Below are 15,836 nucleotides of genomic sequence, written 5' to 3'. Positions count from 1 at the left end.
AGAAGGACCAGAGAGAATGGCAAAGCAGATAAGTTTTGGAACTCCAGTCAATGATGCCGAACGTTGGGCTTTTTCCTTGTTGGCGGATGAGCTACCCGATAATTACATATTACTCACCAATGTGGAGATCCCAACTAAATCCGGGCAAGCCATGGAAGTTGATGCGCTGGTTATCGGCGAATGGGGTGTGTATGTCGTCGATGTCAAAGGCTATATAGGACGCTTAGATGCCGGACTTCATGCCTGGTCCTTAGATGGCAGGCAGGTGGATAACAGTCTGGCCAAGGCCAACTATGTTGCCCGCGTTCTGGCGGGTAACGTCAAGCATAAGATCCCTGTTGGTGTCTATGCGCCCTGGTGTCAGGGAATGGTATTTGTGACCGGACGCAGGGGTGAGGAGATTGAGCTGGAGAAGCAACAAGGGTCTTTGAGTATCTATACGCCGCAACAGATCGTTGCCGCTCTGACCAAGGAGTGGGGGCTTACAGCGCCTCGCAGCCATCAGGTGACTGATGAGCAAAAAGAGATGGTGCTTAAAACCATAGGTCAGGTCGCCCTTGTTGAGCAACGTAATAATAAGATCCAGGATTTCACTAAGCTCAAGTGTCTGTTCATTCAAAGTGGCTTAGAGGTCTGGCAGGCAGAGTACAATCCTGGTGGGTGGACGGCTCCCTGGTTACTGAAAATTCTGATACCGACTCAGTTTGTCGATAAAGAGCAGTCAGAGGAACATGAGAGTCGTTTGCGATCTGAGTTTAAGCGTCTGCAAGCGCTCACTGGCTGTAGTGGCGTTCCCTATTGCGCACCGCTTATACAGGATGGTGAGCAGCTAGTACTTCCAATAAGGATGCCAAGAGGCTTACCATTAAACATACTTGAAGCTGAATCATTAACGACCTATCAACTGCTTGAGATCTTAAGGCGCTCAGTCTCTGGTCTGCAGCAGATCCACCGCAGAGGATATACTGTTGGTGGCTGGACAGGGAACTGTATTTTTGTATCTGATCTGGGGGATGTCGAGTTTATTGATATCAAAGATAACCTCAATAGCAGTGAAGATATTCAAGCTTATGCAGCAGGATTCCAGGCTCTAGCTGAGCAGACTAAACAACCGCGTGTATACCAATGGTATCGTTTGGCGGCTAAAGGCGGCACAGTCGATCTTGATGCCCTTAGATGTGATCTGTCGGCACTGATAGATAATGGCGTTTGCGATACCTTGCCGGAGCGAGTAGAAATCACCACTGGGGCGATAATCGATCACCACTATAAGCTGGAGCAATTTATCGCGGCAACGCCTAATAGCCAGTTCTGGCGTGCAACCCACATCCAGGGGCAATATCAGTGTGGTGTTTCAATTTATACTAAGGTAGAGGCCAAATGGCCCACCTTGAGTAACTTATATCGTAGCCTGTCTAAATTACATCACCCCCATGTCGAAAAGGTGTTGGGTTTTGGCCAGTTGCCCCTGAGTGACGAGCTCTTTATCGCACGAGCATGGGAGTATGGCGTATCTCTGGATGAGCTGCCTGAAATTCAATTGGGTCAGCCTGTGATGTGGTTTACGCAGCTGCTAAGCGGATTGCAATATATGCATCAGATGGATATTTATCATGGTGCCATTTGTCCTAAAAATATTATCTGTAACCAAGAGAAAGCTATCTTAGTCAACTTTGGCATCGGCTTAGACATTGCGACTAGTCACTACGCCAGTCGCTATGCCGACCCTAAACTCTGGGCCGCAGAAGGTGATGCTGAGAGAGATCTTTATGGTTTAGTGGCCGGCTTTATCTCCACTTTGGCACCTATGTCATTGCAGGGAGACGGAGGACGTGAGGGGATTATTCAAGCGCTTAATTCTTTCGATAAGCAGTGGTTTGGTGAGAAGACCTTCGATACCTGCATGAAGGTATTAAATTTTGAATTCGAGGCTACGCCGGGAATGAATTATCTTCAAGCCTTCGATGTGGTAGATAGTTTAGTTTAAGGGGTATTTTCACCCTCAAACATAAAAAGAGAAGCTCTATTTGGGCTTCTTTTTTATGTTTGATACTCTGTGACGCTAGGGTTTAGGAGCTAGGAGTTGCTAGTTACGGTAGGGGGCGAATATCTCTAATAACCAATCGATAAAGGCTTGGGCTTTGAGTGACAGGTTACTGGATTTTGGGGTCAACACGTAGTAGATGTAAGGACTGGTGAAACCTGTATCGAAGGGGATAACTAAACTTCCATCAGCCAGTTGCTCTTCGATAAAAAATCTTGGAATAAGTGCGACTCCCATGTCACCAGCTGCTGCCTGGCTGAGCATATAGAAATGTTCCATGCCAAACTTCTTATCTGTGGTCAAAGCCAGTCCAACCTGCTGTGACCAGTAGGGCCAAAGCTCTGGCCTGGTCGTGTGTTTAAGCAAGGTCATCTTGTTGATGTCTTCGACGGTGTTAAGTTGTTCGGCTAACAGAGGGGAACATACCAAGCAGAGATCTTCATCCATTAGCTTGATAAAGTTGGCATCTGTCGGCTCATTCTGAGCACTTCTGATGGCGATGTCACAACGGCTCTTATCGAAATCTACCGCAAAATCGCCAATGGAGAGATCCACATACAGATGAGGGTGTCGCCGCTTAAATTCCTCCATCCGGGGGATAAGCCAATTGATGGTGAGGCTAGGCAAGACGTTGATAGAGAGCGTCTGAGTTCGCATCTGTTGTGACTTTATCTCATCTGTCGCATTATTTATGGTCTGCAGCGCCGACTGCACCTGAACGAGGTAACGTTGGGCATCATCAGTGAGCAATAATTTTCTATGTTGGCGAATGAATAAGGGGACGCCTACAAATGACTCCAATCCCTTGATCTGTTTGCTGATGGCCCCATGAGTAACGAAGAGTTCGTTGGCCGCTTTGCTAAAACTCAAGTGTCTCGCGGCAGATTCAAAAGCCAGGAGTGAATTGAGTGGTGGAAGAGGTGAATGCATCATGTGCCCGCTGATTATTTGTGTGAGAATATCTCACTCTAAGTGGACGATAACTCCTTTGCACATCTTGTGCAAATATCGTCTAATAATACCATTCTACGCGTGTAAACTATTTTGAGACTTATCTATGCCATTGGAACTATCCTATGAACTTATCGCACTCCTGTTTGGCGTGGCTATGTTGGCAGGCTTTATCGACGCGATTGCGGGAGGCGGTGGTTTAATCACTATTCCAGCACTTATGTGGGCAGGTCTTCCGCCTACAGCAGCACTGGCGACCAACAAGCTGCAAGCCTGTGGTGGCAGTTTCTTTGCCAGCCTATACTTTGTGCGTAAAGGCATGGTGAAACTCGGTGAGATGAAGTTGGCTATCGCTTGTGCCTTTGTCGGTGCCGCTATTGGTACCATAGCCGTACAGATGGTCGACACAGCTTTCTTAGAGACATTATTACCCTTCTTAATTCTAGGTATAGGTGGCTACTTTCTGTTTTCAAAGAAGATCAGCGAAGAGGACAAACATCAAGTCTTTACACCTGTTATGTTTGGTTTTACAGCAGCATTCGGCGTTGGGTTATATGATGGATTCTTTGGCCCGGGAACAGGCAGTTTCTTCGCATTAGCCTTCGTGTCTCTTGCTGGTTTTGGCCTCGCCAAAGCCACAGCTCATGCCAAAGTGCTCAACTTCTCGACCAATATTGCCTCACTCATTTTTTTTGCCATCGGTGGCAAAGTATTTTGGTTGCTCGGAGGTGTCATGCTCGTTGGTCAGGCAATCGGAGCCACTCTGGGCTCCAGACTCGTCCTGACTAAGGGGACAAAAATAATCAAGCCATTGGTCGTCACTATGTCTATCGCCATGAGTGTAAAGCTACTGTCGACACAATATGATCTTTTTGCTTGGGTTTAACTGAGCTTGAGAGTGTGGATTTTGCCAAAACTTCTACCTTAATATGGTATAAAGTGTTCCTGACATTTCCCATATTTATATGGGGCAGATGATGGGACTCCCGAAAATGTGGGATCATCTTTGACCCTGCTTTGAAGCTAGCAGCATCTACATAAGTTGATCTATAAGACCATTCGACATTATCCTGTCTGACCTTTTTATCGTATAAGCTTAAAAACGACTACCGTAAAAAAGAAAACTCCTATAGCATACCCCATAATGTAGATGTGGCAGCAGCCAAGTTTACCAAGCAATTTATGCTTGGTAACCAGCGCAACGCATAAATACTAAGCTTTTATGTGTTTTGTCGTATACTTTTACATTTATATTCGAACGGTGAATTCGGATATAAACTTTTGTTTTTCACCAACAATTATGAGTAAATATAATGGCTAAAGGTACAGTTAAGTGGTTCAACGCAGATAAAGGTTTCGGCTTTATTACACCTGAAGATGGCAGCAAAGATCTGTTTGTTCATCATTCAGAAATTCAAGCTGGTGGCGGATACGCAACTTTGAGTGATGGCCAGGCTGTTGAATTCGAAGTTGGCCAAGGTCAAAAAGGTCCTTGTGCAAATAAAGTAGTTCCTGTTTAGATAGGTAGCTGCACATAAAATGCAAAGGCAGTCGGACACGTTAATGCGTGCCGACTGCTTTGGGCATTATGTGCCAATAAGTTTTTAGTGGGTGATGTCTAAATGGACAATGCATCAATTTTTATTAACATTTAAGATTCGCCACTCTTAACCTACTTTCATCTCTCAACATTTTCGCAAGTTATTTGAGGCTATGGTATTTAGCCAATTGACCAAATACCAAACCAGCTCAATGAAACAAACCTAAGAAGATATTTGACACTTGTTATCTGACAAGTAAGCACGGCAGCCTAAGAGTTTGCATAAGCCTTCTCAACTACTTCTGCGATAATCGCAATTCCTTCACGCATCTTGGCTTGATCTTGCACATAGTTCATTCGTAAGCATTGGTGGGCATGCTCCCACTTTTCCTCCGATTGTTCTTTCTGTCCAAAGAAGAAATATTCTCCCGGTACTATCAATACTCCACGAGCCTTTAATCTGGCATAGAGCTCCATAGTGGTGATAGGCAATTCATCGAACCAGAGCCAGAGGAACATGGCACCTTCTGGTTTATGAATTTTGAACCTGCTGTCTGTGATGGATTGCTGTAACAAAGACAGTGCAAACTCTGATTTTTCTTTATAAAAAGGTTTGATCACCGATTCGCTTAAACGTAATAGATCGCCTGATTCAATCATGTGCTTGGCAATGGCTGGGCCGAATCCTCCGGGGGCTAGGCTGATAATGCCATTAAGATTCGTCAGCGCCTGAGTGATCTCCTCATTGGCTATCACGATGCCGCAGCGCACGCCGGGTAAACCCAATTTGGATAAACTCATACACAGTATGGTGTTGCTGTTCCAAAATGGTGTCACTTCTTCGAAGATGATATTCGGGAAAGGGGTGCCGTAAGCGTTATCTATGATAAGAGGAATGTCATTTTTGCGTGCTAAGAGGTCTAATTTGGATATCTCAATATCGGTCAACACGTTGCCCGTGGGATTGGTGGGGCGAGACACACATATTGCTGCTACCGAGTCATCCACTTTTAGCTGCTCAAAATCCACATGATACTTAAACATGCGGTTATCTAGCATCTCGATTTCGGGGCGGTAAGAGACAAATATATCATCGTCCAGTCCGGCATCACTGTAACCTATATATTCAGGTGCCAGAGGTAAGAGTATTTTCTTGTGGCTGCCATCAACTTGCTTGCCAGCAAGCAGATTAAACAGGTAGAAGAAGGCACTTTGGCTGCCGTTGGTCAGGCTGATATTTTTCTCGCTGATATCCCAGCCATAAGTCTCCCGTAACAAGCCCGCTAAGGCTGTTAGAAAGGTATCTTTACCCTGAGGACCATCATAGTTACCTAATGCCGCTATCAACTCACCGTTTGCCAGCATCTCGCTTGCTGCTTGGTGAAAATAATCCTGCATCGCAGGAATAGTGGCAGGGTTGCCACCGCCCAACATAATGGCGCCTGGTGTGCGTAGCCCATCATTGAGATCATTCATCAACTGATTAATGCCGGAGTTACGATTAAATTTTTCACCAAACTTTGAATACTGCATGAGCCTAATACCTAAAAATCGTAATTTCTTATGAATACCTGTAGTAACAATATTCAGTAAGAAACGCACTCATTATTTCATTTTTAAGTGCCTAATTTTGCAATCCATCATGTTTTGCGAAATAAATCGCAATTTATTTGTTCAGTTTAGGCTTATGGGAATAGGGGGAAGATATGAGTTGATGTAGTGCCTTTTATGGTGAACACTAAAAGCTAGGAATTCCGTTTCCCAATACAGTGTAGATGCGGCTTTGAGAGTTCAGGGATGGGCTATCAAGCTTTGACTCATTGTGTGTTACGGCACTGTTTTCTTATCACTCGCTTATAATTGTCTCATAGATATGCTTTACCAGTAATCGTATTTTTTAGTTCGAAAATTCGACTTGTACAATTAAGCCTGGTTGGTTATCCAGTAACTCTATTTTCCCGTTATGCAGTTGTATAATGGCTTTGACTAAGGTTAAGCCTAAGCCAAAACCAGCCACACCACGGCTTTTTTCAATGCGATATAAGCGCTGAAATACTTTTTCCTTTTCGATATCACAAATACCAGGTCCATTATCGCTAACAGTAAAACCACGGGGTGTTAACTGAACGCTGATTTGTGCTTTATTTCCGGCGTACTTACTGGCGTTTTCTAGCAGATTATATATGGCTCGAAACAATAGCGTTGCATCACCTTGAATAGAGAAGGGCTCAGCGCTTTCTATACTGACAACTTGCTGTTTCTCTTCTGCAAGCGGCTCTACTAAATCCACAGCATCGATAATGACTTGCTGTAAATCAACCGTTTTAAAGTGTTTGGTGTTGCTCTCTTTCTGTTGCTGGAGCCTAGTCAATTCAAGCATTGCACTAAAGGTAAATAATATCTCGTCGAGCTTATCTAGCATAGATTCTAGCTGCTCACTGGGGTGATTCAGTTGCTGTTTAGTTAATATCTCCGATTCAATTTGCTGCCTTAAATGGCTCAGTGGCGTGCGTAAATCATGAGCAATCGCATCAGTGATCCCGGAAACCGTTTCAAAGGAGTGTTGCAATTGATTGAGCATGGTATTGATATGTAAGGCCATATGATCATATTCATCATTATGGTCCGATACTGCGACACGTGCGTTCAATTGACCTGATTCAACCCGTAAGGCGACTTGATTAAAGCTGTTAATGCGTTTTAACACCCGCATTGAGAAAACTAAGCCCGTTATTATGCCGAGCAATACGGCCAGTAATAATGCAACGGCTGAGGCACTGATAAATTGTGCTTTAAGTTCATATAATGATTCATCGTCGACAGCCACTATGAGCGTTCCAGAGGCCATAGGCTGAGCACAACCGGAAACCAGCCTGATCTCATCAAATTGGTCTAACCAAATCGGGAAACGCGATAAGCTCGGGCATTGCGATAAAGTCGTAGGGGGGGCGCTAAGTCTACCAATGAGCTGTTGCTCTATTTGATAACTCAGAATGTATTGACGTGAACTTTGAGCCTGTAGCTTAAATTGTTCAATAAACTGCTCTGTACTTAATTGCTCAGCAAGTGATGTTTGCTGAGCAATAATATTAGCCATTTGTAACCCTTGTTGGCGGTTCATTTGACCAATGCTCAATTGATACAAGACTACCAGTAAGATGGTCACCACCGATAATAACAAGCCAGTATACAAACGAGTTAAACGCCACACCGAGTGGGCGGTTTTAACGCTGCTCCACCATTCTGTAACCGACGCCACGTACTGTTTCCAGTAAAGGGGTAAGACCATCAAATTCTACCTTTTTACGCAATCTTGCCATATGAACATCAATAACATTCGTTTGTGGATCAAATTGATAGTCCCAAACTGCTTCAAACAATAACGAGCGAGATACCACCTGTCCGCTATGCTCCATCAAATAACGTAACAGCTTAAACTCTTTTGGCAGCAGGGAGATTTCAGTTGACCCTCGGAACACCTTATGAGAAAGCAGATCCATTTTTAGATCGGCAACGTGCAAAACGCTGGTTAGCTTTTCGCTGTGAGTACCTTTGCGCTGAATTAAGATCTCAATACGCACGAGCAACTCAGAAAGCGCAAAAGGTTTGATTAGGTAATCATCACCGCCTTCACGCAGCCCTCTTACACGTTCAGAGACGCTATCTAAGGCACTTAAAATAAGTACTGGTGTTTGTTTGCCTGCATTTCTTAACGTCGATAATACCGTTAAGCCATCTAATTTAGGTAGCATCCGGTCAAGCACGATTAATTGGTAGTCGCCTTCAAGCGCTAAGAATAAACCATCTTGGCCATTATCCGCTAGATCAATCTCGTAGCCCTGTTCTTTAAGGGCTTTTTGTAGGTATTGACGAGTCGTCTGGTTATCTTCAATAACAAGAATTCGCAAAAAGTTTCCCTAGGGGAGTGCTACTCCCCTATAAATGTTGACTGAATTAGCGCTTCATTACTGGAATGGCTTTGCCAGTAGTTACATCTACAATGACACGTGTAAGGCCTTGCTCGCCCATGAGTTTAAATTTGTAGAATGTAATGCCTTTTTTGTTCTCTAATTCAAACTCAAAAACATCAGCACTGTATTTAAGCTGTAATTGGGCAATGGTCGCGCCTAAGTTAAATTTTGACGCTTGTAACTCCTGTAACGCTAACAGGTCATCATTATCTAATCGACTTAAGCTATTTTTAGTTTTATGTTTTAACACCGCACCATCTGCAAGGCTTAATTCAATGTCATGCTTTTCTTTTGTTTCAAGATTGACAGCTTCAATATCATAGGTTGCTTGATTATGATGATCATCAATTTCAAATTCGACAATGTGCTTAGCGTAATCTGTACTTACCTTCTCAATCGCCTGCTCTAAAGTGAAATTAGCGCGTTGTAATGCTAGTGCGGACAGTGCATCGTCTTCACGACCCGCAAATGCTGATAGTGATGTGAAGGCCAGCGCTGCACAGATTAATTTAGTATATTTCATTTTGTTATCCTAGTGGGTTGTTGGTTGAGAACTGAATTGTACGTGTTGTCCCTTGCACCAACGTGGATGAATCATTACAAAAAGTTAATCCTTAAACTAGGTATTTATTGCATCAGAATCTAGTCATCACGGGGAGCAGTTAAATGAGCTTAACTCAAAAAAGACTAACACATCTTTAGCTGCAAAAGTGATTGTCACAGGGTTATCATGCTTGTGAAACGGCGATAGTTTTCTTACTATAGCTAAATCAAAAAACAGGTTCTCCATCTTCCTCATTTTAATCGAGAATGCATGAAATTTATCCACACTTCTGACTGGCATATTGGCAGGCAGCTACATAACCAGAATCTGCTCGAAGATCAGCGCTTCGTGTTAAATCAGATCGTTGAATTCGCCGTCGAACATGATGTCGATGCCGTGATTATTGCCGGTGACATCTATGACAGATCTATTCCACCAGCTAATGCCGTGGCGCTGCTCGATGAGGTGGTGAATCGTCTCGTTAATGAACTTAAGATACCCGTAGTCATGATCGCGGGTAATCATGATGGCCATGAACGTCTTGGCTTTGCCTCGAGACAGATGACAGATAGTGGCTTGTATATCATAGGTCCGCTGACCAAAAACGTTGCGGCGATAGAGCTTAAAGGCAAGCAGGGCAGTGCCGTTTTTTATGGCTTGCCTTACGCCGATCCTGCCACTGTGCGTCATGTGTTTGAGTGTGAAGTGACGAGTCATGAAGAGGCTATGGTTAAATTGCTTGAGCAAGTGCATATTCATGACAGCCAAGATTTACCCAAAGTGGTGATTAGCCACTGTTTCCTCGATGGCGGCAGCGAGTCTGAGTCTGAGCGTCCGCTGAGTATAGGCGGCGCGGATAGAATCTCTCCAAGTTTATTTACTCCGTTTAATTATACGGCGCTGGGTCATCTCCATGGGCCGCAGTATAAGGGGGCTGAGCATGTCAGGTATTCCGGCTCCATGCTTAAGTACTCTTTCAGTGAGCAGCATCAAAATAAATCAGTCACCTTGGTCGAGTTAGATAATCAAGGTAAAGCTAACGTAGAGCTATTGCCACTGGCTGCGATGAGGGATGTGCGCATCATCGAAGGGGAGTTGGCTGAGTTACTCGAGCAAGGAAAAACAGACGTCAATCGTGAAGATTACCTGATGGTGAGACTGTTAGATAAAACCGCCATTTTAGATGCCATGGGTAAGTTGAGAAGCGTATACCCTAATGTGCTGCACTTGGAGCGCACGGGCTTGATGGCGGATAATGGCAGAGTAGAGCTTAGCCGGGATCACATCAAGAAGGGCGAGTTGGATATGTTCAGTGATTTCTTCTCTCAGGTATCCGGAGAGCCAATGACAGAGGCACAGCAACAGGCGATGACAGCGGCAATCGATGAGTTACACAAAGTGGAGAGTGCATCATGAGGCCATTAAAACTGGTGATGTCGGCCTTTGGCCCCTTCGCGTCGACCCAGGAAACCGATTTTTCGGCGCTGGGCACCAATCCATTATTTTTGATCAACGGACCAACTGGCGCGGGTAAAACCACGCTTTTAGATGCCATCTGTTTCGCTCTATACGGTAAGACCACAGGTGATGAGCGTGAAGGCAGTCAGATGCGCTGCGACTTAGCCGTTGACAGTCTACTCACCGAGGTGACTTTTAGTTTTGCCCTGAGTGATATTCAATACCGCATCCGCCGTGTACCCGAACAGCAACGCGCCAAGAAAAATGGTGATGGTTACACGGTGCAGAAACCTGAGGCTCAGCTTTACCGTATCGATAGTGACTGTAGCGAGCATCTGTTGGTGGCGAGTAAGGTCTCTGAGGCTACCGCTGAAATTGAGCAACTCACAGGTCTGGATGCCGACCAGTTCCGTCAAGTCATGGTGCTGCCCCAGGGTAAGTTCCGCGAACTCCTGATGGCAGACTCTAAAGACAGAGAGAAGATATTCAGTCAGCTGTTTCAGACTCAAATTTATCGTAAGATTGAAGATAAACTCAAGTTTCAGGCTTCTGCAATTAAAGCTGAGGTTCGGGATCACCGCAACAGACGCGATGGGATCTTACACAATATCGAGCTTGAGTCAGATGAAGCGTTAAACGCTGAGCTTGCCGAGTTTTCACCTAAACTAACTCAAGCCGTTGAGAGTAAAGAGAAGGCGAGCCTTGTCTTTATTGATGCCAATAAGCAGTTTGAGTCTGCCAAGTTACTGACCAATGATTTCGATGCTCTGGAAAAATTGCAACAGTCAGCTGCAGTATTAGATGAGCAAAATCAGGCGATAGAGCAAGACAGAGCAAGGCTAGAAAGCGGTCAAAAGGCGCAGCAATTAAAACCAGTGTTAGATGTTTCACTGTCTCGTGAAAAAGAAGTCGCTCAAGCTCAAGATAGCCTGGCTCGAATTCAATCTGCTAAGCAGAGCAGTGAGCAGGCACTGGCCTTAAGCAAAACCAAGTTTGACTCATTGGCTGAGTTGGATGTGGAACTGCAACGAGCACAGAATGAAGCGCAAAAGTTAATTCAATTGGAGCCTCAGCTTCAAGGATTAGATGGTCTACAAAAATCGTTCAGTCAGGCAACAGGTGAACGTGATCAAGCCAAAGAAAAAGGTATTAAAGAGAAGGGAGTATTAGAAGTTCTAGCAGCTGAAAAATATGCCGCAGAGCAACGAATCTCTCAGTTAGAGCAAGGTGCTAGTGAGCAGGTTAATGCCCAGCAAGCTGTCACTGTTCAAAACGACTTGATTGAGCGTTATCTGCAGTGGCAAAAGGCGAGTATCGAATCTAGTCATACTGAACAGGCCTTGAAACAGGCAAAAGAGAAAGGTCAACAACTCAAGTCTCGTTTTAGCGAAGCGCAAACGAGCCACCGACAACTGCAGCTGATTTGGCATCGTGGGCAAGCAGCAAGTTTAGCATTGCAGCTTAGTCCTGGGCTGCCGTGTCTGGTATGTGGTAGCGTTGAACATCCCAATCCCGCTCAAAGTGAGGAGCAACTGCCAACTGAAGAGGAGCTGCAACAGGCTCAGCGAATTGAAGAATTGGCAAATGAAGCCCTTAACCAAGCTAGAGCCGATTACTCAGGCTTAAACACTCAATATCAAGTGCAGTTGAAGCAATTAGATGAACTTCAGCAAAGAATTGGCGACAGCTGTACTCAACCCATTGAAAGTTTGCAGTCACAATTGCAGGAGTTACAGCAGCAGCTTACTAAAGCCAATACTGCCGCTCAGCAATTAATTCAGCTAAGGAAGCAAATACAAAACTGGCAATCGAAGGAGAGGGATCTGCAAACGGAGCTCGATGCTGAACGAGAGCATTTTCAAAAGCTGCAGAATCTCGTATCGAGTCTTAAAGGACAAGTGGAGCAAGCATCAGCCGCTATACCTGATCAATATCGTAGCCTAGATGTACTCAAAAATGCGATTCGCCAAGCTAATGCCCATGTTACGGCGCTACACCAAAGCATAAACACCATACGCCAGTCTCATACACAAGCACTGGAGCAAGATGCGGCACAGTCTGCAGCTTTAGCCAGTGCTCTGTCGAACAGTGCTCAGGCAAGGGAGTTAAGTCATGAGGCTCATGCGGAGCTAAGTAGCCAATTATCGAGTTCAGGTTTTAGTGATAAGCAGGCATTGACCCATGCTTTGTTATCCAGTGAAGTCCTTAAAGATATAGCCGATGGAATCGCTAACTATCAGCAGGCTTGTATTGCCAATCAGACGACCCTAACTCAGTTCAGTGAGAAGCTTGACGGGCAAGTAAGGCCTCAATTAATCGATGTTGAGGAGCGGGTGGCGACGAGTCAGGCAGAGCTGCAAGCGGCTGAGCATAGTTGGCAACTCATTCAGAGCAGAGTCACACAATTGGTTCAGACTCAAAAGCAGCTAAACGACGCCGATTCTCAGGCCAAGAAACTTGAGGATGAGTATGCCGTTATCGGTACCTTATCTGAAGTGGCTAATGGACAGACAGGCAATAAGATAAGTTTACAGCGCTTCGTCTTGAGTGTGCTGCTCGATGATGTGCTGCTCGAGGCGAGTCATAGATTACAGATGATGAGCAAGGGGCGTTACCGACTGATACGTAAAGAGGAGAGGGCGAAGGGCAATAAGGCCTCAGGACTCGAGCTGGAGGTGGAAGATGCTTACACCTCTAAGGTGCGCCCCGTGGCGACCCTGAGTGGCGGAGAGAGCTTTATGGCAGCGCTTTCTATGGCGCTGGGGTTATCAGAAGTCGTACAGGCCTATGCCGGTGGGATTAAACTCGATACCCTGTTTATCGATGAGGGTTTCGGCAGCTTAGATCAAGACTCACTGGATTTAGCTATTCGTACCTTGATGGATCTGCAATCTTCTGGCCGCATGATAGGGGTTATCTCTCATGTCTCCGAGATGAAGGAGCAGATAGGCACCCGCATCGATATCATCAAAACAGCCCAAGGCAGTGAAACGGTTATCGTTCTGCCTTAAACGAGTGCTTGCTCAAAGTCAGTTAATTAATACATTGGTTCTGTTCAAATAGAGGGTTCCAATGCAAGTTAAATCACATTAAGAATAATTATTCAAAATTCTCTAGTCGATCAGTTTGTACTTTGTCTTAATTTTGGTATAAGTTATCTCGATTGTTTATCCCTATGGATGAACAAGCCAAATTTATACAAATGTAACAAAACCGTGTGTCATGCCTTGATATAACACCACTTATATCACTCACTCCAAGAATGGATGACACTTTGTTGACAGGATAGCTCCGGTTTTTTGTACTAAAACAAAATAAGTTAGATGGGGCTACAAGTTGCGAACGGGTAAATTTTCATTTCTTAAGGTTTCTTTTTTAAAGTCACCTCTATCGACTATTCAGGCACTCTTGTCTTTACAAGAGTCTAATTTTAACAAAAAAGTCATGCTGGGCGGGGGACTAATCATCGCTGCAGCCATTCTATGGCCGACGAATAACGAATCAATGCCCCAGCGCATTCCGATCGATTTAGATATCGAGACCTTGATTGCTCAGCTTAAACCTACTACTCAAACAGAAAATATCATCACAAGGCCAGGTTTTATTCATAAGATCACCAGTGGCGATACTCTGAGTGGACTCTTCATGCAGGCTAGCGTGGATCAACAAACCATGTACCGGGTATTAGAGGCCGACTTAAATGTGTTGGCATTAGATACGTTAAAGCCGGGTAACCAGATAAAATTCTGGCTCGATGACAAGGGAGAACTTGAAAAATTAGAGCTCTATTTCTCTGCGGCACATCAAGTGGTGTTTACTCGCTTCGATGACGGCAGTTTTAATGTCGATGATATCAATATCGAAGGGATCTGGCGTAATCGCAGTGTCTCTGGCGAGATCCATGGGTCTTTCTATGTTTCGGCCAAGAAGATAGGTTTGAATGCTGGAGAGATTCAACGCATCGAGTCTCTGCTAAAAGAGAAGCTCAATTTCGCTCGAGATCTTCGTGCGGGTGACCGATTCTCGGTATTGATGAACGATCAGTTTATCGATGGCACAGCAACGGGTGTCAGTGATATTTTAGGTATTACTATTCATCGTGGCCGCAGTGACATTACCGCCTTTCAAAATAGTGATGGTAATTTTTACGATGATCAGGGCCGCAGCCTGTCACGTGCATTTCAGCGTATTCCGCTGCTGAAGAACTACCGTATAAGCTCACGTTTTAATCGTCATCGCCATCACCCAGTGACAGGGCGGACGTCCCCTCATAATGGTACAGATTTCGCCACGCCAATCGGTACTAAGGTCATTGCTCCCGGTGATGGTATTGTCACTCTGGTGACTAACCATAGGTATGCCGGTAAATATGTGGTGATACAGCATGGTAATAAGTACCGAACTCGCTATCTGCACTTGTCGAAAGCCTTAGTTCATAAAGGACAACGTGTTACTCGTGGTCAGGTAATAGCTCTCTCGGGTAATACCGGGCGCATAACTGGCCCGCATCTTCATTATGAGTTTCATGTTAATGGTCGTCCAGTGAACCCAATGACAGCCAATATTCCTATGTCCAGTAAGTTGTCTAAAAAGCAGATGGATGAGTTCGAGCAACTGGTCAAGGTACGTAAGATGATGATGGGTCAGGTTTAAGCTTATTATTTGATTCACGCCTTTCAATAAGATGAATGATTAAAAATATCAGCCTATGGCTGATATTTTTTTGTCCTATGTTTGATGTCTATTAGGTATAGGGATTCTGATCGTGTTCGACTAAGGTCAGTAGCAGCCTAAGATCAAACTCCAACTGATGGTAATCTCCTTCCATATGACAACAGAGTTGATAGAAAGCCTTGTTGTGATCTTTCTCTTTCAGGTGCGCCAATTCGTGCACCACTACCATTCTTAGCAGAGATTCTGGGACACGTTTTAACCGGGATGAAATGCGAATTTCATTCTTTGCCTTAGTCTTACGGCCTTGAGCTCGGGACACAAAGGAGTGTAATCCCAATGCCTGATGACTGAGGGATATTTTATCGTCATATTGGACTTTCGACAGGGGCTGAGACTTACGCAGGTAGCGGTTCTTTATTGCTATGGTGTAATCGTATAGGGCCTTGTCGGTGCGAATATTGTGGATATCCCCATGACGGTTCAACAGCACAGACTGAAGTTTGCCATTTTCAAGTAAGCTAGCCACTTGATCTTTTATTTCTTGGCGGTAACCGTTGAGGTATTTAAGCTGATTTTCCATGAGTTAATCTGATATAGGTTGTTTTTTAAAGGCATAAAAAAGAGGGCGTTTAGCCCTCATATTTACTTAGCAGC

Annotated in this window: 12 protein-coding genes; 6 read left to right on the top strand and 6 right to left on the bottom strand. The window is 44.7% G+C overall.

The annotated features are described in order from the left end of the window. Positions 1 to 16: 16 nt before the first annotated feature. Positions 17 to 1,987, top strand: coding sequence for an NERD domain-containing protein kinase family protein (locus FM037_RS18820; protein ID WP_144047244.1), 1,971 nt, complete (start codon positions 17 to 19; stop codon positions 1,985 to 1,987). 99 nt (positions 1,988 to 2,086) lie between these two features. Here the strand turns inward: FM037_RS18820 and gcvA are convergent, their stop codons facing one another. After that, positions 2,087 to 2,974 (bottom strand): transcriptional regulator GcvA, encoded by an 888-nt coding sequence (gene gcvA, locus FM037_RS18815; protein ID WP_144049042.1) that lies wholly within the window; start codon positions 2,972 to 2,974, stop codon positions 2,087 to 2,089. Between the two features lie 127 nt (positions 2,975 to 3,101). Here gcvA and FM037_RS18810 point away from each other — a divergent pair, with 127 nt between their 5' ends. Further along, the gene (locus FM037_RS18810) at positions 3,102 to 3,881 is read left to right on the top strand and encodes a TSUP family transporter (protein WP_144047243.1); all 780 of its coding nucleotides are present in this window, start codon (positions 3,102 to 3,104) and stop codon (positions 3,879 to 3,881) included. 427 nt (positions 3,882 to 4,308) lie between these two features. After that, positions 4,309 to 4,515, top strand: coding sequence for a cold-shock protein (locus FM037_RS18805; protein WP_144047242.1), 207 nt, complete (start codon positions 4,309 to 4,311; stop codon positions 4,513 to 4,515). A 290-nt stretch (positions 4,516 to 4,805) separates the two neighbouring features. Here the strand turns inward: FM037_RS18805 and FM037_RS18800 are convergent, their stop codons facing one another. The 4 genes from FM037_RS18800 to FM037_RS18785 all read right to left on the bottom strand — a co-directional run bounded on the left by FM037_RS18800 (position 4,806) and on the right by FM037_RS18785 (position 9,029). Beyond that, positions 4,806 to 6,068: a valine--pyruvate transaminase gene (locus tag FM037_RS18800; RefSeq protein WP_144047241.1), complete on the bottom strand. Its 1,263-nt coding sequence runs from the start codon at positions 6,066 to 6,068 to the stop codon at positions 4,806 to 4,808. Positions 6,069 to 6,432: 364 nt separating this feature from the next. Beyond that, positions 6,433 to 7,824: a HAMP domain-containing sensor histidine kinase gene (locus FM037_RS18795; RefSeq protein ID WP_144047240.1), complete on the bottom strand. Its 1,392-nt coding sequence runs from the start codon at positions 7,822 to 7,824 to the stop codon at positions 6,433 to 6,435. After that, a complete protein-coding gene (locus tag FM037_RS18790) occupies positions 7,760 to 8,443 on the bottom strand; it encodes a winged helix-turn-helix domain-containing protein (protein ID WP_144047239.1) in 684 nt (227 codons plus the stop codon). The genes FM037_RS18795 and FM037_RS18790 overlap by 65 nt, the downstream gene beginning before the upstream one ends. Positions 8,444 to 8,489: 46 nt before the next feature. Continuing rightward, the gene (locus tag FM037_RS18785; protein ID WP_144047238.1) at positions 8,490 to 9,029 is read right to left on the bottom strand and encodes a PepSY domain-containing protein; all 540 of its coding nucleotides are present in this window, start codon (positions 9,027 to 9,029) and stop codon (positions 8,490 to 8,492) included. A 291-nt stretch (positions 9,030 to 9,320) separates the two neighbouring features. On the opposite strand from FM037_RS18785, the gene FM037_RS18780 reads away from it, so the two are divergent. From FM037_RS18780 to FM037_RS18770, 3 genes are all read left to right on the top strand, one after another. Then, the gene (locus tag FM037_RS18780; protein WP_144047237.1) at positions 9,321 to 10,466 is read left to right on the top strand and encodes an exonuclease SbcCD subunit D; all 1,146 of its coding nucleotides are present in this window, start codon (positions 9,321 to 9,323) and stop codon (positions 10,464 to 10,466) included. Then, positions 10,463 to 13,519: an SbcC/MukB-like Walker B domain-containing protein gene (locus tag FM037_RS18775; protein ID WP_144047236.1), complete on the top strand. Its 3,057-nt coding sequence runs from the start codon at positions 10,463 to 10,465 to the stop codon at positions 13,517 to 13,519. Before FM037_RS18780 ends, FM037_RS18775 begins: the two co-directional genes overlap by 4 nt. Before the next feature lie 325 nt (positions 13,520 to 13,844). Beyond that, positions 13,845 to 15,161 (top strand): peptidoglycan DD-metalloendopeptidase family protein, encoded by a 1,317-nt coding sequence (locus tag FM037_RS18770; protein WP_407695607.1) that lies wholly within the window; start codon positions 13,845 to 13,847, stop codon positions 15,159 to 15,161. A gap of 91 nt (positions 15,162 to 15,252) precedes the next feature. On the opposite strand, the gene FM037_RS18765 is transcribed toward FM037_RS18770, so the two are convergent. Further along, complete coding sequence (locus tag FM037_RS18765) at positions 15,253 to 15,762, bottom strand: M48 family metallopeptidase (protein WP_144047235.1); 510 nt, start codon at positions 15,760 to 15,762, stop codon at positions 15,253 to 15,255. Positions 15,763 to 15,836: the final 74 nt, after the last annotated feature.

The organism is Shewanella psychropiezotolerans (assembly GCF_007197555.1).
In the GTDB taxonomy this organism is placed as follows: Bacteria; Pseudomonadota; Gammaproteobacteria; order Enterobacterales; family Shewanellaceae; genus Shewanella; species Shewanella psychropiezotolerans.
This window is presented reverse-complemented; position numbering and strand designations above follow the sequence as displayed.

Coding starts and splice junctions, on each gene's coding strand:
- FM037_RS18820 (WP_144047244.1), top strand. CDS start 17: ATGGCAAAGCAGATAAGTTTTGGAACTCCAGTCAATGATGCCGAACGT.
- gcvA (WP_144049042.1), bottom strand. CDS start 2,974: ATGCATTCACCTCTTCCACCACTCAATTCACTCCTGGCTTTTGAATCT.
- FM037_RS18810 (WP_144047243.1), top strand. CDS start 3,102: ATGCCATTGGAACTATCCTATGAACTTATCGCACTCCTGTTTGGCGTG.
- FM037_RS18805 (WP_144047242.1), top strand. CDS start 4,309: ATGGCTAAAGGTACAGTTAAGTGGTTCAACGCAGATAAAGGTTTCGGC.
- FM037_RS18800 (WP_144047241.1), bottom strand. CDS start 6,068: ATGCAGTATTCAAAGTTTGGTGAAAAATTTAATCGTAACTCCGGCATT.
- FM037_RS18795 (WP_144047240.1), bottom strand. CDS start 7,824: ATGGTCTTACCCCTTTACTGGAAACAGTACGTGGCGTCGGTTACAGAA.
- FM037_RS18785 (WP_144047238.1), bottom strand. CDS start 9,029: ATGAAATATACTAAATTAATCTGTGCAGCGCTGGCCTTCACATCACTA.
- FM037_RS18780 (WP_144047237.1), top strand. CDS start 9,321: ATGAAATTTATCCACACTTCTGACTGGCATATTGGCAGGCAGCTACAT.
- FM037_RS18775 (WP_144047236.1), top strand. CDS start 10,463: ATGAGGCCATTAAAACTGGTGATGTCGGCCTTTGGCCCCTTCGCGTCG.
- FM037_RS18765 (WP_144047235.1), bottom strand. CDS start 15,762: ATGGAAAATCAGCTTAAATACCTCAACGGTTACCGCCAAGAAATAAAA.